The organism is Paenibacillus aestuarii (genome assembly GCF_027789125.1).
Lineage (GTDB): Bacteria > Bacillota > Bacilli > Paenibacillales > NBRC-103111 > Paenibacillus_E > Paenibacillus_E aestuarii.
In genome coordinates this window covers 61,203-88,052 of sequence record NZ_JAQFVF010000044.1, presented here as the reverse complement: position 1 = coordinate 88,052, position 26,850 = coordinate 61,203, and the positions used below count along the sequence as shown (strand labels likewise).

General features: G+C 52.5%; 24 protein-coding genes. 20 read left to right on the top strand and 4 right to left on the bottom strand.

Annotated elements, in window-relative coordinates:
- Nucleotides 1-311: 311 nt before the first annotated feature.
- Together O9139_RS19000 and yhbH are read right to left on the bottom strand one after the other, a co-directional pair.
- Nucleotides 312-1,736, bottom strand: coding sequence for a SpoVR family protein (locus tag O9139_RS19000; protein WP_270881042.1), 1,425 nt, complete (start codon nucleotides 1,734-1,736; stop codon nucleotides 312-314).
- Nucleotides 1,733-2,890, bottom strand: coding sequence for a sporulation protein YhbH (gene yhbH / locus O9139_RS18995; RefSeq protein ID WP_270881041.1), 1,158 nt, complete (start codon nucleotides 2,888-2,890; stop codon nucleotides 1,733-1,735). The genes O9139_RS19000 and yhbH overlap by 4 nt, the downstream gene beginning before the upstream one ends.
- A 288-nt stretch (nucleotides 2,891-3,178) precedes the next feature.
- Between yhbH and O9139_RS18990 the strand changes: the two genes are divergently transcribed.
- The 3 genes from O9139_RS18990 to O9139_RS18980 all read left to right on the top strand — a co-directional run bounded on the left by O9139_RS18990 (nucleotide 3,179) and on the right by O9139_RS18980 (nucleotide 6,430).
- Complete coding sequence (locus O9139_RS18990; protein ID WP_270881040.1) at nucleotides 3,179-3,685, top strand: zinc ribbon domain-containing protein; 507 nt, start codon at nucleotides 3,179-3,181, stop codon at nucleotides 3,683-3,685.
- A 306-nt stretch (nucleotides 3,686-3,991) separates the two neighbouring features.
- Entirely contained in the window at nucleotides 3,992-5,419 is a 1,428-nt protein-coding gene (locus O9139_RS18985; protein WP_270881039.1) for an RtcB family protein, read from the top strand.
- A gap of 54 nt (nucleotides 5,420-5,473) precedes the next feature.
- Nucleotides 5,474-6,430 (top strand): 3'-5' exoribonuclease YhaM family protein, encoded by a 957-nt coding sequence (locus O9139_RS18980; RefSeq protein WP_270881038.1) that lies wholly within the window; start codon nucleotides 5,474-5,476, stop codon nucleotides 6,428-6,430.
- A 51-nt stretch (nucleotides 6,431-6,481) separates the two neighbouring features.
- Here the strand turns inward: O9139_RS18980 and O9139_RS18975 are convergent, their stop codons facing one another.
- Complete coding sequence (locus O9139_RS18975) at nucleotides 6,482-6,982, bottom strand: hypothetical protein (protein WP_270881037.1); 501 nt, start codon at nucleotides 6,980-6,982, stop codon at nucleotides 6,482-6,484.
- Nucleotides 6,983-7,162: 180 nt separating this feature from the next.
- Here O9139_RS18975 and O9139_RS18970 point away from each other — a divergent pair, with 180 nt between their 5' ends.
- The 7 genes from O9139_RS18970 (at nucleotide 7,163) to rarD (ending at nucleotide 14,399) form a co-directional block, all read left to right on the top strand.
- Complete coding sequence (locus O9139_RS18970; RefSeq protein ID WP_270881036.1) at nucleotides 7,163-8,959, top strand: sensor histidine kinase; 1,797 nt, start codon at nucleotides 7,163-7,165, stop codon at nucleotides 8,957-8,959.
- Nucleotides 8,922-9,725 carry a response regulator transcription factor gene (locus O9139_RS18965; RefSeq protein WP_270881035.1) on the top strand — a complete coding sequence of 268 codons (804 nt, stop codon included), beginning with the start codon at nucleotides 8,922-8,924 and terminating at the stop codon, nucleotides 9,723-9,725. Before O9139_RS18970 ends, O9139_RS18965 begins: the two co-directional genes overlap by 38 nt.
- 103 nt (nucleotides 9,726-9,828) lie before the next feature.
- Nucleotides 9,829-11,190: an extracellular solute-binding protein gene (locus O9139_RS18960; RefSeq protein WP_270881034.1), complete on the top strand. Its 1,362-nt coding sequence runs from the start codon at nucleotides 9,829-9,831 to the stop codon at nucleotides 11,188-11,190.
- Nucleotides 11,191-11,278: 88 nt separating this feature from the next.
- Nucleotides 11,279-12,160: a carbohydrate ABC transporter permease gene (locus O9139_RS18955; RefSeq protein WP_270881033.1), complete on the top strand. Its 882-nt coding sequence runs from the start codon at nucleotides 11,279-11,281 to the stop codon at nucleotides 12,158-12,160.
- Nucleotides 12,161-12,175: 15 nt separating this feature from the next.
- Entirely contained in the window at nucleotides 12,176-13,057 is an 882-nt protein-coding gene (locus O9139_RS18950; RefSeq protein ID WP_270881032.1) for a carbohydrate ABC transporter permease, read from the top strand.
- 104 nt (nucleotides 13,058-13,161) lie between these two features.
- Nucleotides 13,162-13,365 (top strand): ATP-binding protein, encoded by a 204-nt coding sequence (locus tag O9139_RS18945; RefSeq protein WP_270881082.1) that lies wholly within the window; start codon nucleotides 13,162-13,164, stop codon nucleotides 13,363-13,365.
- A 143-nt stretch (nucleotides 13,366-13,508) separates the two neighbouring features.
- Nucleotides 13,509-14,399 (top strand): EamA family transporter RarD, encoded by an 891-nt coding sequence (gene rarD / locus O9139_RS18940; protein WP_270881031.1) that lies wholly within the window; start codon nucleotides 13,509-13,511, stop codon nucleotides 14,397-14,399.
- A gap of 39 nt (nucleotides 14,400-14,438) precedes the next feature.
- Here rarD and O9139_RS18935 read toward each other — a convergent pair whose 3' ends face one another.
- Nucleotides 14,439-14,900: an Lrp/AsnC family transcriptional regulator gene (locus O9139_RS18935; protein WP_270881030.1), complete on the bottom strand. Its 462-nt coding sequence runs from the start codon at nucleotides 14,898-14,900 to the stop codon at nucleotides 14,439-14,441.
- 271 nt (nucleotides 14,901-15,171) lie between these two features.
- On the opposite strand from O9139_RS18935, the gene O9139_RS18930 reads away from it, so the two are divergent.
- From O9139_RS18930 to O9139_RS18885, 10 genes are all read left to right on the top strand, one after another.
- Nucleotides 15,172-16,557, top strand: coding sequence for an amidohydrolase family protein (locus tag O9139_RS18930; RefSeq protein WP_270881029.1), 1,386 nt, complete (start codon nucleotides 15,172-15,174; stop codon nucleotides 16,555-16,557).
- Nucleotides 16,558-16,576: 19 nt separating this feature from the next.
- Nucleotides 16,577-17,575, top strand: a complete 999-nt coding sequence (locus O9139_RS18925) for an aromatic ring-hydroxylating dioxygenase subunit alpha (RefSeq protein ID WP_270881028.1) — start codon at nucleotides 16,577-16,579, stop codon at nucleotides 17,573-17,575.
- 247 nt (nucleotides 17,576-17,822) lie between these two features.
- Nucleotides 17,823-18,911, top strand: coding sequence for an ABC transporter substrate-binding protein (locus tag O9139_RS18920; protein WP_270881027.1), 1,089 nt, complete (start codon nucleotides 17,823-17,825; stop codon nucleotides 18,909-18,911).
- 22 nt (nucleotides 18,912-18,933) lie between these two features.
- Nucleotides 18,934-20,316 (top strand): amidohydrolase family protein, encoded by a 1,383-nt coding sequence (locus O9139_RS18915; RefSeq protein WP_270881026.1) that lies wholly within the window; start codon nucleotides 18,934-18,936, stop codon nucleotides 20,314-20,316.
- 9 nt (nucleotides 20,317-20,325) lie between these two features.
- Nucleotides 20,326-21,048: an NAD(P)H-dependent oxidoreductase gene (locus O9139_RS18910; protein ID WP_270881025.1), complete on the top strand. Its 723-nt coding sequence runs from the start codon at nucleotides 20,326-20,328 to the stop codon at nucleotides 21,046-21,048.
- 102 nt (nucleotides 21,049-21,150) lie between these two features.
- Nucleotides 21,151-21,975: a creatininase family protein gene (locus O9139_RS18905; protein WP_270881024.1), complete on the top strand. Its 825-nt coding sequence runs from the start codon at nucleotides 21,151-21,153 to the stop codon at nucleotides 21,973-21,975.
- A gap of 67 nt (nucleotides 21,976-22,042) precedes the next feature.
- Entirely contained in the window at nucleotides 22,043-22,795 is a 753-nt protein-coding gene (locus O9139_RS18900) for an ABC transporter ATP-binding protein (RefSeq protein WP_270881081.1), read from the top strand.
- A gap of 20 nt (nucleotides 22,796-22,815) precedes the next feature.
- On the top strand, nucleotides 22,816-24,156 hold the full coding sequence (locus O9139_RS18895; protein ID WP_270881023.1) for an FAD-binding oxidoreductase: 1,341 nt from the start codon (nucleotides 22,816-22,818) through the stop codon (nucleotides 24,154-24,156).
- 49 nt (nucleotides 24,157-24,205) lie between these two features.
- Complete coding sequence (locus tag O9139_RS18890; protein WP_270881022.1) at nucleotides 24,206-25,102, top strand: ABC transporter permease; 897 nt, start codon at nucleotides 24,206-24,208, stop codon at nucleotides 25,100-25,102.
- A 111-nt stretch (nucleotides 25,103-25,213) separates the two neighbouring features.
- Nucleotides 25,214-26,479 (top strand): amidohydrolase family protein, encoded by a 1,266-nt coding sequence (locus O9139_RS18885; protein ID WP_270881021.1) that lies wholly within the window; start codon nucleotides 25,214-25,216, stop codon nucleotides 26,477-26,479.
- The last annotated feature ends 371 nt before the right edge of the window (nucleotides 26,480-26,850 follow it).

Below are 26,850 nucleotides of genomic sequence, written 5' to 3'. Positions count from 1 at the left end.
TTCGTGAATTGCTCAAAAGAATAACTTTTTAATAAAAAAGAGAAAGCCCCTTTCTGGGCTTCCTCAACAATTGGGCTGACGATAGAGAGCGTTTCTATTTTGTATGCATACTAAAATTAGATAAGTCCAGTACAATATTCGCCGCCGATTCCGAAAGCACTGACGATTTCGTCTCCGATCTCAAAATAAACACCAATATCGGTTATTTGTAGCAGCCCATCCACAAGAGCAACTTTCATGCTTCTCCGGTGAGCTGATTTTAACAAAAAAGAGCGCCTCTGCAACATGCAGCACGCTCTCTTTTGTCGGGCTTACAAAAACCGCCTGTGATGCTTCTTGCCATCATAGCTGAACAGCACGGGTTTGTCTTCGACGACTGTATGCATGTGGATCGGTTTGCCCCATAAACGGAAAATGTAGGGCAGCGTCTTCTCGACGTATTTGAGATCGAGCTCGACGCCTTCAAAAGCATGTCGGAGATAGAGCTCACCGCTGCGCTGATAGTCGCCGTCCTCGACGACGATATATGGGAAGCCGCCGTTCACCCGGGAATATACGAGCTGGTCGCGGATGTGTTCCCATGTTTTATCGGTGATTTTCCATTCTTGCCCTTTTTTCTCAAACACATAGAGGTCCAGCTCTTCCACGAGCGGTTTATTCATATAGTTCCGGATGAAGGAGGTGTCGGATTCGTACTCGCGCACTTCAAAAATTTTGCGCCGTCCCTCTCCGGGCTTGCGGCCGTCTCGGCGGATTTCCTCCTCCGTCGGATTGTCCCAGCGCTTCTCGATATCCTCAAAAATTTTGAGCCCGAGGTAGTAGGGGTTGAGCGTGTGCCTGGACGGTACGACGACGGAAGAGTTCAGCTTGGAGTATTCGATCGTCTCCTCCTCGGTGAGGTCGAGCTCGCGCAGGATGCGCTGATGCCAGTACGAAGCCCAGCCTTCGTTCATGATCTTCGTCTCCAGCTGCGGCCAGAAATACAGCATCTCGTCGCGCAGCATGGTCAAGATATCCCGCTGCCAATCCTCCATATAAGGCGCATTCTCTTCGATGAAGAGAAGGAGATCCTTCTCGGGCTTGGGCGGGAAGCGCTTCGCTTCTTCCTTATCCGGGACCGCTTTGCTTTTGACGTCCAGCTCCCAAAGATCCTCGTAGCCGAACTTGATCTCCGACTTCGCATCGGGCGCAGACCGGCTTGCTTCTTGCCGGCTTCGAGACTGGCGGTAGGAGAGGGTCAGCACAGGGTCGATATGCTCCTGAACCGCCAGCACGGCATCGATGAATTGCTCGACCTCTTCGGCGCCATGCAAAATCTCATACTGACGGATGCGTTCGGCCGTGGCCGACATGCTCTCCACCATGTTGCGGTTCGTTTTGGAGAAGCGGACATTGTTTTTGAAGAAGTCACAGTGCGCCAAGACGTGCGCGACGATGAGTTTATTTTGGATGAGGGAGTTGCCGTCGAGCAAGAAGGCATAGCAGGGGTCCGAGTTGATGACCAACTCGTAAATTTTACTAAGACCCAGATCGTACTGCGTCTTCATGCGGTGAAAATTTTTCCCGAAGCTCCAGTGACTGTACCTGGTCGGCATGCCGTAAGCGCCAAAGGTATAAATGATTTCGGCCGGGCAAATTTCATAACGCATCGGATAAAAATCAAGGCCGAAGCCTTTAGCAATTTCGGTAATCTGGTCAATGGCGTACTCCAGTTGTTCGATCTCGGATTTGCTCACTTGGCAGCCACTCCTTCCTGTTTGGAAAAGAAGGTTTTGAGCGCTTTGTACACTTCGCCTTTTTCACGGATCACATAATGAAGGAATTTTGGGTTGTGGATATGGCGAAAAGCGGACATCAGCGTGCTGCTGCGGTTATACTGATTGACTTCGCCGTAGCCAAACATATTGGAACGTTCCATCAACTGGCTGATCAGCTTCACGCAGCGTTCGTTATCAGAGGTCAAATTATCGCCGTCCGAAAAGTGGAACGGATAAATGTTATATTGCGACGGCGGATACCGCCGATCAATGATGTCAATGGCGGCTTGATATGCGGAAGAGCAGATGGTTCCGCCGCTTTCGCCTTTGGTGAAAAATTCCTCTTCCGTCACTTCTTTAGCCTCTGTGTGGTGGGCGATGAAGACGATCTCGACATTCTCGTATTTGGTGCGCAGGAAGCGGGTCATCCAGAAGAAGAAGCTGCGCGCGATGTATTTCTCAAAGGAGCCCATCGACCCCGAGGTGTCCATCATCGCAATAATCAAGGCGTTGGAGTGTGGTTTCTCGACTTCATCCCACGTTTTAAACCGGAGATCATCAGGGGAAATACCGTGAATCCCGGGATCACCCGTCTTGGAGTTGCGGCGTAAATTTTCCAGAATCGTGCGCTTCTTATCGATGTTCGACATGATCCCTTTTTTGCGGATATCGTTAAAAATAACTTCCTTGGTCGACATGTTGCGCTTATCTTTCTGCTGCAAATTGGGCAGCTCCAGCTCGGAGAAAAGCATCGTCTGCAGTTCTTCCATGCTTACTTCCGCTTCGTAGTAATCCTCTCCGGCCTGATCGCCGGCTCCTTCGCCTTTACCCGGCCCTTGCGCGGGAGTAGGGTCTACGCCAAGTACATCGCCGACCTGTGAATCGCCGTCGCCCTGACCGACATGCTTGCCTTTGTTATAGTTATAGCGAAAGCGATACTCATCCAAGCTTTTGATCGGCACTTTGACCACTTGCTTGCCGTTCGACATCACGATGCTTTCGTCGGTAACGAGGTCGGGCAAGTTCTGCTTGATGGCATCACGAACCTTTTCTTGGTGCCGGTTTTGATCCTGATAGCCTTTGCGGTGCAGGGACCAATCCTCCTTGGAGACAATAAACAAAGGTTCTGTCATGCGGGACACCTCCTTAGAGTTTTCGTTCGAACTATTGCGGGGTAAGCCAACATGTGGCAGTTATCGAAAGCATGACGCTGATCGCAGCGCAGCACGAAAAAGCTTGTTACTAAATATATTCAAGTGTGTGGGGGATATGTAGTGCAGCGGGGATAAAAATGCGCCTATTTTGCAGCGAAGATCAGAAATCACTTGAAAAGCTCGATGCGCATGAATGAATGGCTACGGTCCGGCATATCCATGTTAGTTTAGGTTTAGGCTAACAAAAATAGAATGGAGGATGGGGAAATGACTTTCTTTGGCAAGATGAGAGAGAGCGCTGCAAAAGCCGCGGAAAAGGCAAAAGAAACCGTCGAGATCACGCGTCTCAGCGCGCAGATTAGCTTGAAGAAGAAGGAGATTGAACGGCTGCAGCAGCATATCGGCGAGTCGGTTTATCAAGCGTATGTGGCGGGCGACTTTGCGAGTTCGGAAGCCAGCGTTGTAGCGCTATGTGAGCAGATCGGGGAGAAATTGCAAGAGATCTCGTCCATTGAGCATAAAGTCAAAGAGATCAAGAACGAGAAGGTTTGCGTATGCGGTGCTGAGCTGTCAGCCGATACGAAGTTCTGCCCTTCCTGCGGGCACAAGTTCGAACCGCCGATTCCTGTGGAAGCCTCGCAGCCTGAGGCTGCAGCAGCGGGGGTGGAAGCGACGGCTGTGGAGGAGAAGGCCGCAGCGCATTGCCAGCAGTGCGACGCAGAGCTGGAAGCGGAGGCGCGCTTTTGCGGGGCTTGCGGTGCGCCGGTAGCCTGAGCGATCCCTATAACCATTTTTTCCTGCTGTGATGAATTGACAGGTATTAGCTTCGGACCGTAAGATGTTTGTAAATGAATGGAAAGGAGGCCGACGATATGATTCGCATGACGATGACCACGAACACGAACACCCTAACAATAACAAAAGCTCATTTCATCGGCCTCAGCCGGACGTGACACTTCATTTGACGCTTATTGAGGTCTAATTCAATGTGTACTCACAGCCGTGGACGATGGTGTCCATGGCTTTTTATTTTGCCCGAATTCGGAGAAAGAAATGGTTCTTAGAGAGGATAAACGGTTTATGATAAATAAAAATGAATATTACCAGCAAGTGCAGCTGCCATCCGGCGTTGTGCATGTTTATGCAGGAGCGGAGCTGTTCAAAAGTTTGGATTACAAGGTGTTCGAGATGGCGAACAACAATTTGCAAATCCCCAATCAAGTATACATGAGCTATACGCCAGATGTGCATGTCGGGGTGGGGACGTGCATTGGCACGACAGCGGTATGGGGCGCGCAGAACGGCTATGTGTCGCCATCGATCGTAGGCAGCGACATTGGCTGCGGCATGCGGATGCATTTGACGAATCTGCACAAAGATGAAGTGAAGGAAGTGAAGCTGAGGCGCAAGCTGGTCAAAGCGATCGAGAAATATTTGCCGGTGGAGGACCATGCCCGGGGGCATTTCTCGGATATCCGCCTTGAGCACGTCGTGACCAAGGGGCTGCACGGCCTGCCCAAGAAGTATATCCCAGACGGATATACCCCGCGCAAAGCGACGTCGCTGACTCATGTCGAGCGGAGCAAGTTTGCGCTAGATGAAAACGCGCTGGACCGCTTTCCGGGGAGCGTCTGGCACCGCTCGCACAGGCAGCTCGGGACGCTGGGGAACGGGAACCATTTTGCCGAGCTGCAAGCGATTGAGATCGCCGAGGAGAACAGAGCCATAGCCGAAGCTTGGGGGCTTTTTGACGGCCAGGTGGCTGTGATGATCCATTCCGGATCACGCGCTTGGGGCGGCTCGGTCAGTCAGTATTGCGGCAGCGAGATGCTGAAAACGATGCGTACGCTCGGGCTGGGGACGGCTGATCCGAAGCTGCTGTTTGCGCCGCTTCACCATCAAGCAGGTCAAAATTACGTTGACCTGATGTACTCGGCGCTCAATTACGCGATCGTGAACCGCCACTTGATCGCCTACGCAATTCGTGAAGCCGGCAAAGATGTCTTCGGTTCCCGGTTTGAAATGACGACACTCTATGATCTCATGCATAACTATGCCTGGGGAGAGCGGCACGAAGAGGGGGACTACTTCGTCCACCGCAAGGGAGCGACAAGAGCACTGCCTGCCGGGCATCCGGATAACCCGGAGCCTTACTTGGCAACAGGGCACCCGGCGCTCATTCCCGGCTCCATGGGGACGGCGTCCTATCTGATGGTTGGCGCAGCGGATGGGAAAGCCAATTTCCACTCCATCTGTCATGGAGCGGGGAGAATCCGCTCGCGCAGCGCGACCAAGCGGCTCATTACGCTCAGCGAATTCGCAGCGGCAATGAAAGTCGGCACGGACGAGGAAATCGTCGTCAATCAGAAGTCGCTGGAATCGATTCTCGATGAATCGCCGCAAGCGTACAAAGATGTGGATCAAATTATCGAGAGTGTCGTTGGAGCGGGACTGGCGCAAGTTGTGGCGAAATGCAAGCCACTGGCAACGGTAAAAGGCGCAAAATAATGAATTAAGCCCCGCTTTCGCTGTATAATGAAGTATATACGGGGAGGAACTTCAATGACCTTAATCAAACAATTGCAAGCGACAGACGAATTCGTCGGGTTTTATTTGATCAAAGAACTGGAAGTCAAGCAGACGAATTCGACGCCTGCCAAGGAATATTTCGATATCGTCCTGAGCGACGCCAGCGGCCAGCTGCCGGCCAAAATGTGGGACGTGAGCCAGACGGACAAAGAGACTTTTTTCCCCATGGGACTGGTCAAGGTGCAAGGCCTGGTTCAGCTTTACCGGGAGAAGCCGCAGGTGAAGATCAACCGCATTCGCAAAGTGACGCCCGAAGATGGTGTGGCGATCAAAGATTTTATCCGTTCGGCGCCGATTAGTCCGGCCGATCTGATTCATACGATCTATCAAGTCATGGATAGCATTACGAATGAAACGATCCGCAAGCTAGTCGCCTTTTGCGTGGCCAAAGTCGATGAGAAGCTCCAGCATTATCCGGCGGCGAAGACCCACCACCATGCGTATTTTGCCGGGCTGGCTTATCATATCGTGCGCATGCTGGAAATCGGCGAGTTTATTTGCAAGCAGCGGCCTTTTCTCAATGAAGACTTGATCAAAGCCGGCATTATCCTGCATGATATCGCCAAGCCGGAGGAAATGATCGCACAGCTCGGCATCGTCTCCGACTATAGTGTGTCGGGTAAGCTCCTGGGGCACATTTCGATGGCGTCGACATGGATTACGGAGGCAGCTCTGCACCACGGCATCGATTTGAGCTCAGACGTTGTGCTCGGGCTGCAGCATATCGTGCTGGCGCATCACAATTTGCCGGAATGGGGCAGCCCGGTGCTTCCGCAAATACCGGAAGCCGTTGCGCTGCATTACATTGACTCGATGGACGCCAAGCTGCAGATGGTCGAAGACGCGCTGGCAATGACGCCAGAGACGGATGCTTGGACGCCGATGATTCGCGGACTGGAAAATAAAGCAATTTATAAGCTGAACTTATAAATATTCATCGATGACACCTCTCGCAGTGATGCGGGGGGTGTCTTTTCATTTTCACTTTATAGGAACTTTGCAGAGGTAGATAAGGAAAGCGGCCATGGGGACGGAAAGAATGATGGTCAACAATGGTTTTTTAAAATGGAGCCTAAGAAATATAAACTGGAGCACACTAACCATACAAGATTTGTACAGTGTCCATCCAAAGTCATACGTAAAGGTGCCCGTAAGCAACAGCACCCATTCGTTAGCCGTGTAAATGGCCACCCATAGGAGGGTCCACCATATGGAGAAGAAGCGGTTCGCCGGGTATCTTCCGAGGAAGATGAGTACCGTACTGGCGAAAACGAGAAACTCGCCGAACAAGCTGACAAGTTCATAGCGAAGCGGCCATGTTGGTGTTAAGTTCCACAAGCGATGCGAGTAGGCAACGTAGTAGTAAGCGACATCGCAGAACAAAAAGTAAAGAATGGTTGCGTGATATTTTCCCCAATTTCGCCAATCTCCCCAGAGCAATCCTGCTAAACTCCAAAACGATACTCCGATAATTTCAGCCATATGCGCCTCGCGAACGATGTGATTTTGATGAGTTATTCGTCATTATTACCAAATGACTTCCAAATAACCCCCAAATAAATCGGGCATTTGCCCATGTTTTCCCTGCAAAAGTGAAATAGCCAAACCCCCTAAGCTGTAGTATGATACGGCTAGACAACGTTAGAAAGGAATGACCCTCTCGTGTGGCAGAAGGTGGCGAATTGGAACACACTGCGGAATCAGATGCTGGGCGGCTTTATATCTGTCATGATTATCGTTTTGGTTTGCGCGGGCATCATCATCTTTAACTCGGTGTCGACCCTCCTCAATACGAAGGCAGAGGCGCAGATGAAGCAAATCGCCAGCCAAGCAGACGGTAGATTGGAAGCGCTAATCAATCAGATTGATACGCTGACGCTTCAGGCTATTAATGATTCGTATTTGCAGCAATTTTTTCTGGGCTACGTAGGTGGCGCGGAGGTAAGCTTCAGCGATCGCCAAGGCCTCATGAAGATTGCCAATCATATTCAAGCGTACAGCAGCGGTGTCAGCAATGTGGAGCTGTATACGCCCGATTATAAGCGAATGTTCCCGCTGGACGAGCAAAGCTTGACCAATCGGCTCTCACCCAGCTGGATCGAACAGGCCGACAAGGAGAAGGGGAAGCTGGTCTGGGTCGGCAACGATCCCGCGAATGCCGATTCCGTCCTGGCCATCCGTCGGATTAACCTGGTCGACCGCTGGTTCTCGAACGGCGGGTATTTGCTGGTCCGCATCAAGCGCGCCTATTTTGATTTCCAGCCTTTGCTGCCGGATTCGGGGCATAAAGAGCTGCTGGTTCTGGCCGATCAGGCGTCGGGTCCGATTGTCGGCGACCAAGAAGTGCTGGCGAACGTGGGGGAGCTGCTTCGTTCAGATTCGCCGACGGCGACGATCGCCGGTCAGCGGTTTATACAAGTCAAGCAGCTATCTGAAAAGACCGGCTGGACGCTCATCATTCTGTATCCGGTCAGCGATGTCACGGACGGGATATCTGTCTTGCGCGTAGCGCTCATCGTCGCAGGGGCGATCGGACTGGTATTGTTCATCATCTTATCATTCCTCATATCGATGATGATTACGAGGCCGATTCTACGCTTGATGCGCGCGATGCGGAATACAAGACAGGGCGTGCTGACGCCGAACTTGTCCAAGTCGTATACGACGGAGTTGAACGACTTGAACTCCACCTATAACCAGATGGTGGATGATATTAACCGGCTCATAAAACTCGTGTATGAAAAAGAGATCATTCAAAGCCGGACCGAGCTGCAAGCGCTTCAGGCGCAGATTAACCCGCACTTTTTATACAACACTTTGGAAGCGTTGTACTGGTCTTTGCAGGACAAGGACGAAGAAGAGCTCGCTGACCTGGTGGTGTCGATGTCCGATCTATTCCGCTACGTGATCGGAATTACGAAAAAAGATGAATGGGTCACGATGGGGGAAGAATTGGATCACATCAAGCGTTATCTGGGGATTATGAGCTTCAGGTTCGGCTCCCGATTGGTGTGGGAGATTGACGCGGATGATGCCTCGTTGCAAGTGCAAGTGCCCAAATTGCTGATTCAACCTTTGGTGGAAAATGCGATCTTGCACGGTTTGGAAGGGAAGTCGGAGCAGGGGTTCGTCACCATTCGTGTCGCGCCGTCTCCGGCAGAGGCAGCTGATCTGCGCATTACAGTGACCGATGACGGCCCTGGCATCGCTGAACGCGCGCTCACCCAGATTCGCCATAACTTGGACCATGGCGGGGCTTCATCCGGACGCGGCAAAGGCATGGGCTTATCCAACGTACAGCGCCGCATTAAGCTTTATTACCCGGAAATGTCCGGCGAGGGCCGAGGGTTATGCATAGAGAGCAGTCCCGGTCAAGGGACAAGCATAAGTTTTGATATTCCGATGCATAAGGAGGCACATAATGAACCAGACGGGGAAAACGATTCTGATCGTAGATGATGAGCCTTTGACCCGAGAAGGCATCCGCAAGACGCTCGAGGCCTGGTCCGCCGGCCGCCATCAGATCATCAGCAGCTGCAACGGAGCGGAGGCGCTGGAACAACTGGGCAGCCGCCTGATTCATCTGCTAATTACGGACATTCGGATGCCGGAGATGAACGGCCTGCAGATGGTCGAAGCTACGCGCCACCTCGGGCATAAGCCCGTAACGATTATTATTTCCGGGCATCCCGATTTTGAGTACGCGCAATCCGCCATCCAGCTCGGGGTCGTCAATTATTTGTTGAAGCCGGTCAAAAAGGTGAAGCTGATCGAGGCTGTCGAGCAGGCGCTGGTCGTGGAGGAAGAGCGTGAACGCGTAGAGACGATGGAGAAAATGGTGGATACGCGCCTGATGCAGGCCAAGACATCGGCCAATCACTACACTCCGCCTGTTCAGCAGGCAGTGCAGTACGTGGCGGACCATCTGCAGGAGCAGTTCGGGATGCGCGAGGTTGCGAATCAGATTCATTTAAATCCGAGCTATTTCAGCGCGCTTTTCAAAGAACAGACCGGCTTCACCTTCAGTGAATATGTGACTAGAAGCCGGCTGCAGAAGGCGAAGGAGCTATTGCTCCAGACGAGGCTGCCGATCACCGATATCTCGGAGCAGGTCGGGTACTTGACGCCGAAATATTTTATTAAGCTTTTTAAAGATTATGAAAAAATCAGTCCCAGCCAGTACCGCAAACAAGCCGGGGGCGCCGGAGATATGGTGGAAACCTAAAAAATGTGGAATATTACCCGATCGCCGTTACCTCCTGCAACCGTCATGAAAGCGCTACAATTAATCTCGTAGCAAACAAAAAGCTTTAAGGGGGAAATGATATATGGTAAGAAAAACGCTTACAATGAGTATGGCAGCCGTAGTCAGTCTCGGCATGGTGTTGACAGGTTGTTCGGCAGGAAGCCAGCCGGCAGCCCAGGAAACGGCGAAGGCGACAGCAAGCGGCAACGCGGCGGCGACAAGCGCGGCACAACCGGCTAAAAAAGTGAACATCAAGATGATGCATCTCTGGCCGGCGGGCAGTTCCGCTACGCAAAACAAAATTGTAAACGATATCATTAAAGAGTACACCACTGCGAATCCGAACGTCACCATTGAGCAAGAGGTGCTGGAGAACGAGCAGTATAAGAACAAAATGAAAGTGCTATCCACCTCCAACGAGCTGCCGGACGTAGGCTTCACATGGGCTGCAGGCTACATGGACCCTTATGTTAAAGGCGATATGTTCGCTCCGCTTGATGATTTGCTGCAAGGAGATTTGAAGGATAAATTCGTAAACGGAACGACGAACGCCTACGCATTCGGCGGCAAAACTTACGGCCTTCCGGTTGAGCTGAACATCGTGCCGGTTTACTACAATAAAGCTATTTTTGCTAAATATAATTTACAGCCGCCAAAAACTTATGATGAATTCAAAAACATTGTGAAAACGCTTAGCTCTAACGGTGTAGCCCCGATTGCCCTGGGCAACAAGGACCGCTGGACGGGTTCCCTCTGGTACATGTACCTGGCAGATCGCATCGGCGGACCTGAAACGCTGAAAAAAGCGATTGACCGCAGCGGTTCTTTCAACGATCCGAGCCTCGTGCGCGCTGCTTCGGAAATTACTCAGCTTGTCGATATGAACGCGTTCAACAAAGGCTTCAACGGCTTGTCCAACGACGAAGGCAAAGCCGAGTTCATGAACAGCAAAGCGGCGATGTACATGATGGGAACATGGGAACTGCCGAACTACACAACGAACAAAGATGTGCCGCAATCGTTCAAAGACCAAATCGGCTTCTTCAAATTCCCGACTGTTGACGGCGGTAAAGGCAATCTCGACAGCTGGGTTGGCGGACCAGGCGTAGGCTTGTTCGTTGCCAACAACTCGAAAGTGAAAGACGAGGCGAAAAAGTTCGTTAGCTTCTTCGTACAAAAATGGGGTGAGCACGCGATCTCGGAAGCTGGTGTCATTCCGGCTACGAAAGTGGATACGTCCAAAGTGAAGCTGCCGCAAATGTATATCGACCTGCTGAACGAGCTGAACAAAGCAAGCAATATTACCCTGTTCGCAGACGTTCAATTGAAACCGGCTTCCGCGGAAGTGCACTTGAACATGATTCAAGCGCTGTTCGGCAAAGCGGTAAGTCCGGAAGAGTTCGCGAAGAAGCATGAAGAAGCACTGGCCAAAGAATCCAAGTAAGATGAGGGAATAAAGGATAGGACCATGAAGGAAAGGACATATCTCCATATGTCCTTTCCCTATATGGGATAGAAAGGGGAGTGCCTGTATGAATAAAGTTATGTCCAACAAATCCATTATTGCGCTATACGTCATTCCCTCCTTGCTGTTGATCTTGGCTTTGATCTACATGCCGATTCTGTTGACCGGATATTACGGATTAATGAAATGGGACGGCGTCGGTAAAATGAGTTTTATCGGTTTTCACAACTACGCTGAACTGATGCGCGACGGATTGTTCTGGAACAGCGCGAAGCATTCGTTTTTACTCGCTATTTTTTCCGCATTAAGCCTGATTGTTTATCTAATCGTTGCCCTGGTGCTGTCGGCGCAAATTCGCGGAGCCAACACCTTCCGCAAAATCTATCTCATCCCTATGCTGCTGTCATCCGTGGCAATCGCCCAACTATGGTTGAAAATATTCCACCCGACGAACGGTGTGCTGAATCACATCCTGTCTTCGCTGGGCATTGAGCATACGCCTGAATGGCTGTCGAATCCGTCCATTGTGCTATATGCCATTTTTATCCCCATTTTGTGGCAGTACGCAGGCTTTTACATTTTGATTTATTATGCGGCACTGAAAAATGTTCCTTCCTCCCTGATCGAATCGGCGCGAATCGATGGTGCAAGTCCATGGCGCATTGCACTCTCCATCCGCATTCCGCTCATTGCTGAAGTGATGAAAGTGACGGTTGTCCTGGCTGTCGTCGGGTCGCTCAAATATTTTGACCTCATTTATGTCATGACAGGCGGCGGTCCGAACGGGTCAAGTGAAGTGATGGCTTCCTACATGTACCGGAAGGCTTTCAAGGAGTACGATTTCGGTTACGCGAGTGCGATTGGCTTCTTCCTGCTCCTGATCTGCTTGGTGATGACGTGGCTCATTCGTCGGGCAACGGCTACCAAAGACAGCATCCAATACTCGTAATGAAAGGAGATCCAAATGCAAATCGAAACGATCGAGCGCAAAGCAGTGACATCGGCCAAAAGCAGCAAGCTGCCTGAGCAAATCGGATACGGCGTGTTGTATCTTGTGTTGGCGGTTGTCGCCGTTATTCAGATATTTCCACTTCTATGGCTGATGCTGTTTTCATTAAAAAACAACGAAGAAATTTTTAATTTGGCTCCTTTTGCCTTCCCGGAGCGGCTGCGCTGGGAAAATTACGAGAAAGTGTGGACGCAGGGGCATATCAGCGCCTACTTCTTCAACAGCGTTTGGATGACGGTCGTATCGGTGGCGGTTACCGTGTTGCTGGCAAGCTTCGTCACCTTCGCGTTGACGCGCATGAAGTGGAAGCTGCAGTCGTTTATTCTGGGACTGTTCATGATCGGTTTAATGATCCCCGTCCACTCGACGCTCATTCCGTTGTTTAGTTTGTTTACCAAAACACACTTGACCAACACTCCGATGTCAATCATTTTGACTTATATCGCTTTTAACCTGCCGATTACGATCATGATCATGCTCGGATTCTACTACACCTTGCCTCGCGAAGTGGAAGAAGCGGCTGTGATGGATGGCTGCTCCGTGAACCGGATCTTTTTCAGCATTACGCTGCCGATGACGGCATCCGTACTCTCTACAGCAGTGATCATCAATATGATTTATAACTGGAACGAGTTTATCTTCGTCAACACATTCATCAGCTCGGATAAATTTAAGACATTAACCGTCGGTATTCAAAACTTCATCGGTCAATACACGACCGACTGGGGCGCGATCGGCGCAACGCTTATGATCAGCATTTTGCCGATCCTGCTGGCCTTCGTGCTGCTGAGCAACCGCATCGTGGAAGGTATCGCCGCCGGCTCGGTCAAAGGATAATAGAAGTTAAGCAGAGAGCAATCTCCGCTTAGCTTCTTTTTTTGTGAAAATAAGTCTTTAGCGAAACGTGTTGTTATAGCTGAAATTGCTGTTATAATTGCCTTATTAAAGACGCAGGGTATGGAATCCCACAAGAAGAAATGACCAAGATTGGAAATCCTTTTTTTACTACAAAAGAAACGGGAACAGGGCTCGGATTAATGGTTTCAATGAGGATCATTCAAGATCATAAGGGGACTATGCGAGTTGAAAGTGAAGATGGGAAAGGGACTATGGTGGAAGTTATTTTGCCAATCGTTAAAAAGTAGGTTTCTGTAGCTCATGGATTCGCAGGATTTCACCCTTTGGTAAGTGAATGATCCTCAATGAAGGAAGAACATTCGGCTGGGTTATACCAAATCAATTATGCCATTTTACAAGTTAAGCTAGACAGGGGAAAGAGGTTACAGCTATGAAAAAAGGGCTTGGGTACGCGATCATTGCGTACACGGCTTGGGGACTGCTGCCGCTTTATTGGAAATATTTCGGCTCGGTGGCAGCGGGGGAGATTTTATCGCATCGAGTCGTCTGGTCGTTTGTCTTTATGGCACTGCTGTTGCTGCTGGGACGGCGAAGCCAATGGGGCGAGCTCAAAAAGATCGCCACAAACGGCAAAACCGCACTGCTGGTTGGCACAAGCAGCATCCTAATCAGCACGAACTGGCTGATATTCATTTGGGCCGTCAATAATGGGCATGTCATTGAGACCAGCCTTGGATACTATATCACACCGATGATGAACGTTTTGCTTGGCGTCCTTTTTCTAAACGAAAAGCCTACCCGCGGCCAATGGTTCGCAATCTTCTTGGCTTGTGCCGGCGTTCTGCTCGTCGCTGTCGATTATGGCAGCTTTCCGTGGATTTCGCTTTCGCTCTCAGGGACTTTTGCCCTTTACGGACTCGTGAAAAAGCGCGTCGCTTACGACGCATCCGTCGGGCTCGTTGGGGAAACGGCGGTTGTTTTTCCGATTGCTGTCGCCTATCTGGTGTACTTGCACTTCGCCCATCAGGACACGGCATGGCAGCTGCCGCCAGTCTCACTGACGCTGCTTCTGCTGGCAGGTGTTGCAACAGCGCTGCCTCTGTTATGGTTTGCCAAAGCGGCAGTACGTCTACCGCTTACCATGCTCGGTTTCATTCAGTACATTGGTCCGTCTATTACATTGCTGCTAAGCATTTTTGTATTCAATGAAACGTTTACGCCCGTCATGCTCGGCAGTTTCACCTTAATTTGGTCCGCACTCATTGTTTATGCGTGGGTATCGATGAGAGTGCCGCAGCAATTGGCTGCGAATGCAAAATGATGTCAGGAAAGACCTGCGGCTCAGCCTCAGGTCTTTTTGTCACAGTTCCAGCCCGGTACCTTGCTTAAACCGTCTGATCACGACCTGGGTATTCACCCTTACAACCCCGTTCAATTTATAGATGTTATGGTATAAAAACTGCTCCAAAGCCGCATCATCCTTCAGTAAGGCATGCATGTGCAAGGAGCTCGATCCCGTCATTTGATAAATACTGATGACATTGGGATCCTCAGCAAGTACGTTCCCCACTTCCTCAGCAAATCGCGGTTCGACTTCCACTTCGAAAAAGGCGCTCACAACCTTCCCCAATTTGGCAGCATTCAAGCGAATCGTAAAATTCTCAATAATTTCATTCTCAACCAACTGATCGACCCGTTTCTGGATGGCAACGCGTGACAGGCTCAAAAGCTCGCCAATCTTGGCATAGGAGATGCGGCTGTTCTCGTGAAGCAGTTTAATAATGGCTTGATCGGTTTCATCCAAATGTGGAAGCTCAATCATGTTAGTTTACCTCCCATTATACAAAATATATACAGTTGCTTTTAAAAATGAAGAATCAGTTTCCAATTCAAATGATATGCAGTTTAAATGCTTATTTGTTAACTATTATACGCGAAAAAAAGAAAAAAGGTAACCGTTATGCGATCCATTCATTTACACCTGGGATTGACGCTTAAAAACAGGTGCATCTATAATTGCGTTAAATAATATAACACCAATATTAATTCATCAAGTTTATGTTATTTAATATGACACAAAGGTGGGTGGGTGTATGGCCGGAAAACTCTTTTACAACGGAACCATTCTGACGATGAACGCCGACCAGCAAGTATTCCGACCGGGTTATGTCTATATCGAACACGATGTGATTCGTGAGGTTGGGGAGTGGAAGGAAGACGGAAGTCTGGATCATCTGGCAGCCCAGTCGTCATATGTGTACAATGCTGCCGGTAAAGTTCTGATTCCCGGATTAATTAACGGGCATACGCATTTATTTCAAACGTTTGTGCGTGGGGTATCGGATCATTTGCCGCTTTCCGGTTGGCTGCGGGAAATCATTTGGCCGATGAGTCTTGCTATGGAGGCGGAAGATTTTTACTTGGCAGCCCTGATCGGCTGCGTGGAGAATTTGAAGTCGGGTGCCACCTATATCATGGATCATCACTACATTCATACATTCCCGGAGAATGATGCCAGTGTGCTGCGAGCGATGGTGGACGCCGGCATACGCGGGCACTTGGCTCGGGGAGGCTCCGATCTCGCCGGAGAAGTTAGGCTGCGCGAGACGGAGCAGATGATCTTCGGCAGCACGGACCGGCTGCTCGACGAATGGGGCGGCGCCGCATCCGGCCGCATTCAGATCGCCCTCGGTCCGCTGAACTTGTACGGCTGCTCGCGAGGCTATCTGGAGCGGGCTGCTGTATTCAGCCAGGAGCGCGGGCTGATCTCGCATGTGCACGTGGCGGAGACGAGCGAGCAGATCGACAATACGATGGCGCGGTATGGGCTGCGCAATTTGGAGCTTTTGCACGAGGTCGGATTGCTCAGCGAAAATACGCAAGTCGTTCATGGCATTTGGCTCGACGACGGTGAGTTGGAGCTTATCCGGGATAAGAACGCATCTGTCATTCATTGCCCGGTATCCAATATGTATTTAGCTTCAGGCGTTGCCCGCGTTCCGGAAATGCTGAATATGGGCATCAACGTGGCGTTGGGGACGGATGGGCCCGGCAGCAACAACTGCCAGGATAACTTGGAGGTGCTGAAGTTCACTGCCTGTCTGCACAAAGTGAATAACCTGGACGCGACGTTGCTGCCGCCGATGGACGTACTGCGTATGGCGACGAACGGCGGCGCCAAAGCCGTAGGCAGGAGCGGCGATCTCGGCAGCTTGGAGTCAGGTAAGAAGGCGGATCTCGTTGCGGTCGACCTCATGAAAGCGCACATTAGCCCCGTGCATCGCGCCTCTTCGGCGCTGGTGTACAACGCTAACGGTAACGATGTCGATCTCGTCGTGGTCGGCGGGCAAGTGGTGGTCGAGAACGGCCGAAGCACGTGGGTTGATGAGCAGGAAGTGCTGCAGCGGGCACAAGCACGAGTTGACTTGCTGCGCAGCAAGCTGGCGGTGCAGTATCCGGTTTTTGGCGAGCGGTATTAAGATGAGGGGGATGAGTGAAATGGCGAAAGTACAACGTATTTATGATCCGGTATTAGAAAATGATTGGCATGCGGTTTATTTGGCTTCCGAACTGAAGGATCAGCCGGTTGGCGTTATTATTTTAGGCGAAAGAGTGGCCATTTACCGTTCGAAGGACGGTGTCCATGCGCTGCAGGATCTGTGCATTCATCGCGGGGCGATGCTTTCCAAAGGCTGGGTGCAAAACGATGTGCTGGTATGCCCTTACCATGGCTGGCAATATGATGCCTCCGGGCAATGCGTGTGCATTCCGGCTCAGCCAAAGGGGGAGAAGATACCGGCTAGAGCCAAAGCGGGTGTGTATGCCTGTCAGGAAAAGTATGGCTTCATCTGGGTATGCATCGGGGAACCTGTCGCAGATTTGCCGCATTTTGAGGAGTTTGCCGATCCGTCGTACAGACCGCTGCCATGCGGCCCTTATCATGTTGCGGCAGCGGGGACGCGAGTGATCGAGAATTTCACGGATTTTGCCCATCTGATGTTTGTGCATCAGAACTTGCTCGGTCATCCGGATTATGCGGAGCTGCCCGATTTTCAGGTGGTCAAAGAGGAAGGTCGAATATATATCGATCAGATTCCGATCTTTCAGCCCGTCGCGCACTCAGGCTCGGATAAGAAAGAGGGAACGACTTATGTTTATATGAAGGAAGTGTATCGGCCCTTATCGGCGCGTTTGTCCAAGGCGGATCCCAGCAACGGTCAAACGTTGTGGATCATGCTGACCGTACAGCCTGTCGCTGAGGATGAATGTATCGTCTTTATGATCGTATCGCGGAATTACGCCTTCGATGTGGATGATGCCAATTTCATTCAGTTTCAGGACACGGTGTTCGACCAAGATGCGCGCGTCATTGAAACGCAAAAGCCGGAGCTGCTGCCCCTTGATTTGCAGGTGGAGTTGAACCATAAGGTGGATCGGTTCTCCATTGCGTACCGCAGGTGGTTAAGGGAGTTGGGGGTTAAGGTGGGTACGATATAACGCTGTGTAAGGTTATATTACATACAACTTTACATTTCAGAAGTAAACCATCTTGAATATTCGGTTTCTGTGCGAATTTGCAAGGGGAATGCGTAGGATTTAAATAATTTACAAGGGGATTGGTTGATTATTGTAGGAAAATACAAATGTATGTTATGTTTGTTGACTCATAGGTGACGCAATCATATAGTGAAGGCAAGGAACAAACGCTTTGTATAGAAAATCAAATTTGGAGGGGAAGTTGAGTATGAAATCTTTCAAACGTCCTATGACAGTAACCACAGGCCTTGCACTTGTGATGAGTCTATTGGCGGGCTGCAGCAGTGCGGGTACATCAGGTACCGCAGCAAATTCCTCGGCACCGGCATCGCCTGCAGCTAGCACGGCGCCTGCTGCAAGTACGGCAGCCACAGCGGCACCGGCTGCATCTCCAGCTGCTGCGAAGTCGGCCGCACCCGTATCGCTCGTGCTCAACTGGTTCGCAGAGCCGGAGCATGGCGGCAATTTTGCAGCGCTGGCCAAAGGCTTCTACAAAGATGCCGGTCTCGATATGACGCTGACGCCGGGCGGACCTCAAGTTTCCTCGACGCAAATTGTAGCTTCAGGCAAAGCGCAGTTCGGCATGGCGAACGGGGATGACATCCTCGTTGCCCGGCAGGAAGGCATTCCGATCGTCGCGATTGCGACATCGATGCAGAAGAGCCCGCAGGCGCTCATCTACCATAAGGATTCGGGAATCAAAGACTTCGGCGACTTGGTCGGTCATAAGGTTTATGTCGCCTCGACAGCCAGCTTCTGGCAATTCATTAAGAAGAAATACAAGCTGGACGCCGCTCAGGAAATGAAATACACCGGACAGTTGGTGAATTTCGTTAGCGACAAAACATCGGTCACTCAAGGTTACGTTACCTCCGAACCATTTTCACTGGATCAGCAAAATGTGGCTTATGAAACGAAGCTGGTTGCCGATTCCGGCTATAACAACTACGGTGGCGTGTACTTCACCACGGAGAAAATGATTGCAGAGCACCCTGACCAAGTGAAAGCCTTCGTTGAAGCGACAGTCAAGGGGTGGGACTACTATAAGGATCACTGGGAAGAAATTAATCCGGCCATTCAAGCTAAAAATCCGGAAATGAGCCTCGACATGATGAAATACAGCGCGCAAAAAGAAATGGAATTCGCCTTTGGCGGCGATGCGGCCATGAAAGGCACGGGCGTCATTACGAAAGAGCGTTGGGAAGAGCTGCAAAAGCAGTTGGTCGATGTCGGTGTACTGAAGTCAGCCGAGGATATCAATAAAGTATTTACAACCCAGTTCTTGCCGAAAAAATAAGCGGGTACAGGAGGTGGCGGCATTGGCTTCTGCACTGAATATGGATCTCTGTAATGTTAGATTGCCATTAAAAGATGAGAAGGAATTGTACGATTTGTCCATCCGAGAGGGGCTGTGGACGAATATTCGAAGGCAGGAGCCTGATGCCGGAGAAGCGGACAGCATCGCTTTGGAGGGATGGCAGCCAGAGCCTGTGGGCGCAAGCGGGGAAGCCATTCCTCGTCTTGATCTGGAGGGCAAAATGCTGCTGCCCGGACTCGTCGATGCGCATATGCATCTGGATAAATCGTTTTCGCTGACGATGGTGCCCAATAGCAGCGGTACGCTGGAAGAAGCGGTGCGCAATTATGCGCAAGCTTCTCCGCTTTTCCCCAAGGAAGAGATCAAGGCCAGAATCGTCCGCTCGGCACTGCAGGCGCTGTCTTTCGGCACTACGCACATTCGCACGCATCTGGACTTCAATTTGCGAGCTTCCCGAGAAGTGGCGCTGCGGACGATTGAAGCGGCCTTGGAGGCAAAAGCGCAGCTCGCGCCTTACATGACGCTGCAATTGTTCCCGATGTGCCCGTACAGCCTCGGCGCACTGGACGTTGATGCGGTCGAAGAGGCGCTCCGCATGGGTGTCGACGGCATCGGCGGCGCGCCGCATCTATCACCGACGGCGGAAGCGGATATTGATCTTATGTTCCGCTTGGCTGGCAAATACGACCGGCCCATCGATATCCACTGCGATGAAACCGATGACCCGTCGATGCGCACGATTGAATACATCTCGCAGCGTACGAAGGAAGAGGGCTACACCGGCCGGGTAACCGTCGATCACCTATGCGCGCTGGCTTCGATGACCAAAGCGGATGCGGCAGGCGTCATCGGTCGAATGGCGGAAGCGGGCTTGAAAGCCGTATCCCTACCCGCCGTCAATTTGTATTTGCAGGGTCGGCAGGATCGCTTTCCAGTAAGACGCGGGGTCACGAGGCTGCGCGAAATCTGGGAGGCAGGCATTCCAATTGCCGTGGCCTCCGATAATATCCACGACCCCTTCCATCCTTTCGGCAGAGGGGATTTGGTGCAAATCGCGCTCATTGGCTCCTACGCCGCCCACATGGGAAAGCCGGCCGATCTGCGCACCCTGCTGCGTATGATTACGGATGTGCCCGCCAGCGTGCTTGGGCTGCAAGGCTACGGCGTATCGCCGGGCAATCCGGCGCACTTTGCCGTGGTGGACGCCGAGTCGCCCGAGGAGCTGTTCACCCTGCTGCCGGAACGCCGGTGGGTGTACAGCCACGGACGCTGGGTTCGCATGGCGGCGGCCAAGGCGCAGTGGAACGATCAGCAGCTTGCGGCAAGTTGGCAAGCAGCATGTGAAGCCGTCACGTTCCGGGCACATGCGCATGCGAGGGGGTGATCCTGGCCCATGGCGAATATTCTGGTGATTTATTACAGCGCGTTCGGCCATGTGTTTGAGATGGCCAAAGCCGTGGCGGAAGGCGCATCGCAGGCAGGCAATCATTGCGTCCGGGTGGTCCGTATCCCGGAGTTGACGCCTTATCGTAATCCGGTGATTGAAGCTGGAAGCAACCGATCTGAGACGGCTGCTGCCGCACAATCGCCAACGCTATCCAAACAATTTCGGCTGACTGACCGCTACAGCAAATTCGAAGCTTCGCGAGCGCTCCAGATGAACATTCCTTATGCGACGAACGACGATCTGCGCTGGGCCGACGGCATTCTATGGGGCTTCCCGACGTATTACGGTTCGATGCCGTCGCAAGTTAAGTTGTTTCTGGAACTCGCCGGCGAGCTCTGCACGGAAGGGGCACTGGAAGGGAAACCGGCGGGGATTTTCAACAGCACGGCCTCGATTCATACAGGTCATGAGGCGGCGATTTTAACCTCGATGGTGCCGTTGTTTCACTTTGGCATGATCTTTGTTGGCTTGCCTTATTCGGAGAATCCTGAATATTTGACAGCAGATGCGATCGGATGTTCGCCTTACGGTGCTTCGACCTTAGCTGGTCCGGATAGCTCGAGAACACCGGATGAGCGCGAGCTGCGCATGGCCGCCAGATTGGGGGAGCGAGTGACACATGTAGCTGCAGCTCTGCGTATGTATGTGGACCCGACAGAGGCGAGATGACCTTGGAGAATTCAATCAAAAGATCTGCTAACACCCGACTTGTTCGTGCGGCAGGATCTTTTTTCATAGGGTGGTACACAAACTCAATAGGGGGTGACGGGCTTGTCATATATACGATATACCCAAGCTGGCAAAGCATGGAACGAATGCTTTTTTCCCCGGTTAAGCAAGGTGGAGGTCACTGAGCTATCGAAGCAAGATGCGTTGATCGTCCTGCCCGTTGGCGCCATCGAGCAGCATGGACCGCATATGCCGGTGTTTACGGATACGCTCATCGCTGAGCTGGTGCTGACGGAGGCGTTCGAACAGCTTCCCGATGATGCGAATATTTGGCTGCTGCCGGCTATGCCGTACGGGAAAAGCACTGAGCACCTTGGCCATCCGGGCACGATCTCGCTGTCGGCCACGACCTTGATGGCGGTCGTCATGGACATTGCCAAGAGCCTGCAGCGAAGCGGGTTTGTCAAGCTGGCGCTCGTCAGCACCCATGGCGGCAATGCGGATTTGCTGAGCATGATGGCACGGGAGATCCGCATCGACACGGGCATGGCGGTGTTTCGCCTCGACCCGGGCGGCCTGGGCTCCGCCGACGAATGGATTACGCCGCAGGAGAAGCAGTTTGGCATCCATGCGGGGGATACGGAGACGTCGCTGGTCCTGTCGGCTGTGCCGGACTGGGTGCACATGAAGCTGGCCCCGACAGAGTTTCCGGACTATCCGGACTCCCGGTATTTACAGTTGCGATCGCGCGGTTTTGCCTGGGTGATGGATGACCTGTCCGATTCCGGCATATCAGGGGACGCAACGAAAGCGACGGTGGCGAAGGGCCGTGCGATGATCAAGCGGTATGGTGCGGATATTGCAGAGGCGCTGCTGGCGTTTGCCAAGTTTGAGATGGAATCGTTAAAAATGCGGAACGGGAGATGAGGCTATGAGCATCGACTTCTCATTGGTCGGCAAATCAGGAGGGCACAAGGACGAGGTTTTGGACAAAATGGCTTTCGTCCGCATGGAGCATTTATCGAAAACTTATCCGAACGGCACGGTCGCGCTGCAGGACGTGAATTTAACGATTCGCGAAGGTGAGTTTTTATGCTTCGTCGGTCCGTCAGGCTGCGGAAAATCGACTATTTTCAAACTGATTACCGGCCTCAGCCAGCCCAGCAAAGGCGATCTCGACGTATTCGGCACGACGCCCAAGGAAGCGCGCAAGCAAAGCGATATCGCCTTCGTGTTTCAAGATCATACGCTGCTGCCTTGGTCTACTGTGGAAGCGAACGTCAGGCTGCCGCTGGAGCTTCGCGGAGTTGACAAAAAGACGCAAAAGGCCGAAGCGGAGCGCGTGCTCGAGCTGGTCGGCCTGAAAGATTATATGAAGGTGCTGCCGAGACAGCTGTCCGGCGGGATGAAAATGCGCGTATCCATCGCTAGGGCGCTCATCTCCAGGCCGAAGCTGCTGCTGATGGATGAACCTTTCGGCGCGCTGGACGAAATTACCCGCCAGACACTGCAGATGGAGCTGCTCAACATTTGGCAGCAAAACCCGGAAATGACGATCCTTTTTGTCACACATAACGTCTTCGAGTCTGTCTTTCTCTCCACAAGTGTGGTTGTCATGACGCCGCGCCCGGGCAAAATCGCCGCCACAGTCAACATTCCGGTGCCGTATCCCCGCGATGAGAGTTTTCGGACGAATGCGCAATTCGGCGAGCTTGTGCGCGAGGTGTCGGCTGCGTTGGAGCACTAATCCGCTGAGGAGGAAAGATAATGGCTGTTCAAATGAGCTGGGAAAAGGAAATGCAGGATCTGCTCGGCAGCGAGATCATCGCCTTGGATGCAGATACGAGAGAAAAGCTTTCGAAGGACTATTATTGGTACTCTCCTGTGCTGGATAGCAGGCTCAAGCATAACCAAGCAGCGGATGCCATAGCGCTTCCGCGCAATGAAGCGGAAGTGGCTGAGATCTTGGCCTTCGGCTACCGGCATCACATTCCGGTTACCGTACGCGGTGCGGGCACCGGTAACTACGGCCAGGCTGTCCCGCTGCAGCAGGGCATCGTGTTGGATCTGAGCCGGATGGATCAGATTGTAGAGATCGGCGACGGCTTTGCCCGGCTGCAGTGCGGCGTCCGTCTGGCGACGATCGATAAAAAAGCGCGCGAAGCCGGGCAAGAAATCCGCATTTATCCGAGCACCTATGTGAAAGCGACGGTGGGCGGTTTTGTCAGCGGTGGGTCGGGTGGCATCGGTTCAATTACGTATGGAAATTTATGGGATGGCAACGTGCTCGAGGCTGTGATCTATACTATGGAAGAAACACCTCGGCGACTGGTCGTCAGCGGCAAGGAGCTGTTCAATTACATCCATAATTATGGCACCACAGGCGTTCTTACGGAAGTGACGATCCCGCTGTCCCCGCGGACCGAATGGATGCAAGCGATCGCTCAATTTGTTTCGCTTGAGCAAGCGATGCGTTTCGGCGAGGCGCTGGCGCTCCGGGATTCGATTCCAAAGCGGCTGATTTCACCGATGGAGTGGCCGATTCCGGCTTATTTTATTCCGTTTGCCAAAGTGATCAAGCCGGATAGTGCTGCTGTCATGCTTGAATTTGAAGCCTCATCGCTGGAGCGGGTAGAAGCCTTGGCACAAATTTTTGGCGGACACTTGGGGCATATCATCCCCGCGGACAAATACCGGAAAACGGTCGGTGTCTCCGACTTTACGTGGAACCATACGACCCTGTGGGCGATGAAGAGCGAGCCGGCGATGACGTATCTGCAAGCGGGATTTAAGCTTGACAGGTACATGGAGCAGATCCAGCTGCTGAAAGAGCAGTATGGCGATGAAGTGCTGCTGCACTTTGAATGGGTGCGGGGCGGCGGCGCCTTGGTGCCTACTGCGCTGCCGTTGGTGCGTTATCAGAGTGAAGAACGGCTGTATGAGATCATCGCTTATTGCGAATCGATCGGCGTGAGGATTTTTGATCCGCATACGTGGGTGCTGGATAACGGAGGCCGGGGCGAAGTGGGCAGTATGGAGCGCAAGAAGCGTTCAAATGACCCCAAAGGGCTGCTGAATCCCGGTAAAATCATCTATAAAAACGATTGATCGCGTGTGATTGATCGCTGGAACGAATGGACGAAAGGAGCGAATCAGGATGGCTGTTGACTCGAATTATGTACAAATGCTGCCGGACGAAATTTTCCCTGCTCGTGAACGGGCGGCTTGGGCCAGCCGGCTGGAGGAAGGTGCATCGCCGGGGCGCGCATTTCTGCATTTCATGAAGCATGTGGCCCCGCCGCTCGTGGCTTTCGTGGTGTTCATCGGGGGCTGGGAGTTTATCGCTTACTTGCTGAAGGCGCCGGTCTATTTGCTGCCCAAACCGTCCGATATCGTTATGGCTGCTATCGAAAATGCCGGCGGGCTTTGGATGGCCGTCTCCACGACGACGCTGGAAGCGGTGCTGGGCTTTTTTCTCAGCATCATTCTCGGGGTGTCCGGTGCGATTTTGCTGGCGATGTCCAAATGGATTGAAAAAGGTGTTTACCCGTACGCCATTATTTTGCAGACGATCCCGATTGTGGCGATTGCGCCGCTGATTGTGATCTGGTTTGACGCCGGCATGAATGCGATTGTCATCATTGCATTTTTGATCGGATTTTTCCCGATGCTGTCCAATACACTGATTGGTCTGAACTCCACGGATCAAAACATGAGCAATCTTTTCTACCTCTATAATGCCAATTCGCTGCAAACGATGTGGAAGCTGCGCATTCCGGCTGCCTTGCCGTATATCGTCGCCGGACTGAAAATTTCCTGTACCCTGTCGGTCGTAGGCGCTATTGTCGGGGAGTATATTGCCGGGATCGGTGGCGGTAACGGCGGCTTGGGGTATGCGATTACGTATGCGGCGGCCCGCTTGAAAACGCCCTACTTGTTCGCTTGCGGGCTATCCGCCTCGGCGCTTGGCATTTTGTTCTTTCTATTAGTAAATGCTTTTGCGAAGTGGATGCTGAGCTCGTGGCACGAGTCTGAGATGAAGAAGGATAACTGATGGGAAATAATGGAACATGTGACTATCGGCGCTTGCGTTTGGAGTCGCATGGCACCTGCTACATGGCGCCTGCCGCACGGTGGTTGTCAAACTCGGGAGAGGTGAGTTCAGATGTTGGATCTCGTTGTACGTAATGTCCGTTTGCTGGAACGGCAGGAAGCGTTGGATATCGGTGTTCACGCCGGTGAAATCGTCGCCCTCGGCTTGGTACCGGCGGGGAGCGGGTTGAAAGAGATTGACGGAAGCGGGCATGTCCTGCTTCCGCCTTTTGTCGAGTCCCATATTCATCTGGACACGGTGCTCACAGCCGGCGAGCCCGCCTGGAACGAGAGCGGAACGCTCTTCGAAGGCATCGGGCTCTGGCACAAGCGCAAGCAAGCGCTCACCGAGGCCGACGTGCTGGCGCGCGCGGAGCGGGTGCTTCGGATGCTGATGCAGCAGGGTGTTCTCCATGTGAGAACCCAGGCGGACATCTCCGATCCGAAGCTGACCGCGCTGCGCGCACTGCTCACGCTCCGCGAGCGCGTCAAGCCGTACATGCACGTACAGGTCATTGCGTTCCCGCAAGACGGCATCCGTGCATGCCCGGATAATGAGCAGCGCCTCGAGGAAGCGCTGTGGCTTGGCGCGGATGGGGTCGGCGCTATCCCGCATCTGGAGATGACCCGCGAGGAGGGACTCGCCTCGCTGGAGGTTTGCTTCAGGCTGGCTGAGCGGTACGGCAGCCTGGTGCATGTTTTTTGCGACGAGATTGACGATGGTCACTCGCGCTTCTTGGAGGCCGTCGCGCATCTGGCGATCCGCACCGGGATGCGAGGTCGTGTGACGGCGGCGCATGCGAGCGCGTCGGCGTATTACAGCGAGCCCTACTTTCAGAAGGTGCTCGGTTTGCTTGTGCAGGCGGGCATCCACGTCGTCTGCTGCCCGCTTATCAACAGCGCGATGCAGGGCCGCTTTGACAGCTATCCCAAAGGGCGCGGCATTGCGCGCATCCGAGAGCTGTGGCAAGCTGGCGTTAATGTCAGCATTGCGCATGATGATATCCGGACGCCGTTCTACCCGTTCGGCACCGGCAATATGCTGCAAGCTTGCCACATGGCGGCCCACCTGGCCCACATGACGGGCCGGGCGGAAGTAGCGGAGCTTGTGCGCATGGTCACGGAGCGCGCTGCCCGGACGCTGCAGCTTGAAGGCTTTGGCGTAACGGTGGGGAATCCCGCTAGCTTTGTTTTGCTGCCCGGCAGCGATGCGATGGATCTCGTGCGGCAGCAGCCGGCGTGCCGGTACGTCGTAAGCCGCGGACGGATCGTCGCGGAGACGCTGCCGGCGGAGGAGCGGATGTACGCGGAGTTTGGCGAGATGGTGCAGCGGGAGTAGCGGGAAGCGGTGTGATTGTGGACGCTGGGGCGAGGATGGGTGAGGGCTGGCTACTTCGGTAGAGCGGCCTTTTTTGCGTTGCATGATTACTTAGTGCTTAAGTGGAATTTGCCTCGAAAGGGCGTTGAGTAGCTAGATATAGTTTGCTTTTGCGGAGTTTAATTTGCGTTGAAGAGAGTGGATGGTGGTAGTGCTGTGAATGGATGTTAAGTAGCTTGAGTCCGAATTTGCCGAACTAAATTCGAAAGAAGTGGCTGCTGAGTTGCAGTAGCCCGATTTTGCCTGACTGGAGCGCACTCTTTCGCATTGGCTCCGAAAAAGGGCTTCTAATTGGGCAAAACCTGACTACAATGGTGGAAGGCTACTTTTGG

Bases quoted from the DNA above. Each gene is read 5' to 3' on its own strand.
- yhbH (WP_270881041.1), bottom strand. From the start codon at position 2,890: ATGACAGAACCTTTGTTTATTGTCTCCAAGGAGGATTGGTCCCTGCAC.
- O9139_RS18990 (WP_270881040.1), top strand. From the start codon at position 3,179: ATGACTTTCTTTGGCAAGATGAGAGAGAGCGCTGCAAAAGCCGCGGAA.
- O9139_RS18985 (WP_270881039.1), top strand. From the start codon at position 3,992: ATGATAAATAAAAATGAATATTACCAGCAAGTGCAGCTGCCATCCGGC.
- O9139_RS18980 (WP_270881038.1), top strand. From the start codon at position 5,474: ATGACCTTAATCAAACAATTGCAAGCGACAGACGAATTCGTCGGGTTT.
- O9139_RS18975 (WP_270881037.1), bottom strand. From the start codon at position 6,982: ATGGCTGAAATTATCGGAGTATCGTTTTGGAGTTTAGCAGGATTGCTC.
- O9139_RS18965 (WP_270881035.1), top strand. From the start codon at position 8,922: ATGAACCAGACGGGGAAAACGATTCTGATCGTAGATGATGAGCCTTTG.
- O9139_RS18960 (WP_270881034.1), top strand. From the start codon at position 9,829: ATGGTAAGAAAAACGCTTACAATGAGTATGGCAGCCGTAGTCAGTCTC.
- O9139_RS18955 (WP_270881033.1), top strand. From the start codon at position 11,279: ATGAATAAAGTTATGTCCAACAAATCCATTATTGCGCTATACGTCATT.
- O9139_RS18950 (WP_270881032.1), top strand. From the start codon at position 12,176: ATGCAAATCGAAACGATCGAGCGCAAAGCAGTGACATCGGCCAAAAGC.
- rarD (WP_270881031.1), top strand. From the start codon at position 13,509: ATGAAAAAAGGGCTTGGGTACGCGATCATTGCGTACACGGCTTGGGGA.
- O9139_RS18935 (WP_270881030.1), bottom strand. From the start codon at position 14,900: ATGATTGAGCTTCCACATTTGGATGAAACCGATCAAGCCATTATTAAA.
- O9139_RS18930 (WP_270881029.1), top strand. From the start codon at position 15,172: ATGGCCGGAAAACTCTTTTACAACGGAACCATTCTGACGATGAACGCC.
- O9139_RS18925 (WP_270881028.1), top strand. From the start codon at position 16,577: ATGGCGAAAGTACAACGTATTTATGATCCGGTATTAGAAAATGATTGG.
- O9139_RS18920 (WP_270881027.1), top strand. From the start codon at position 17,823: ATGAAATCTTTCAAACGTCCTATGACAGTAACCACAGGCCTTGCACTT.
- O9139_RS18910 (WP_270881025.1), top strand. From the start codon at position 20,326: ATGGCGAATATTCTGGTGATTTATTACAGCGCGTTCGGCCATGTGTTT.
- O9139_RS18900 (WP_270881081.1), top strand. From the start codon at position 22,043: ATGGCTTTCGTCCGCATGGAGCATTTATCGAAAACTTATCCGAACGGC.
- O9139_RS18895 (WP_270881023.1), top strand. From the start codon at position 22,816: ATGGCTGTTCAAATGAGCTGGGAAAAGGAAATGCAGGATCTGCTCGGC.
- O9139_RS18890 (WP_270881022.1), top strand. From the start codon at position 24,206: ATGGCTGTTGACTCGAATTATGTACAAATGCTGCCGGACGAAATTTTC.
- O9139_RS18885 (WP_270881021.1), top strand. From the start codon at position 25,214: ATGTTGGATCTCGTTGTACGTAATGTCCGTTTGCTGGAACGGCAGGAA.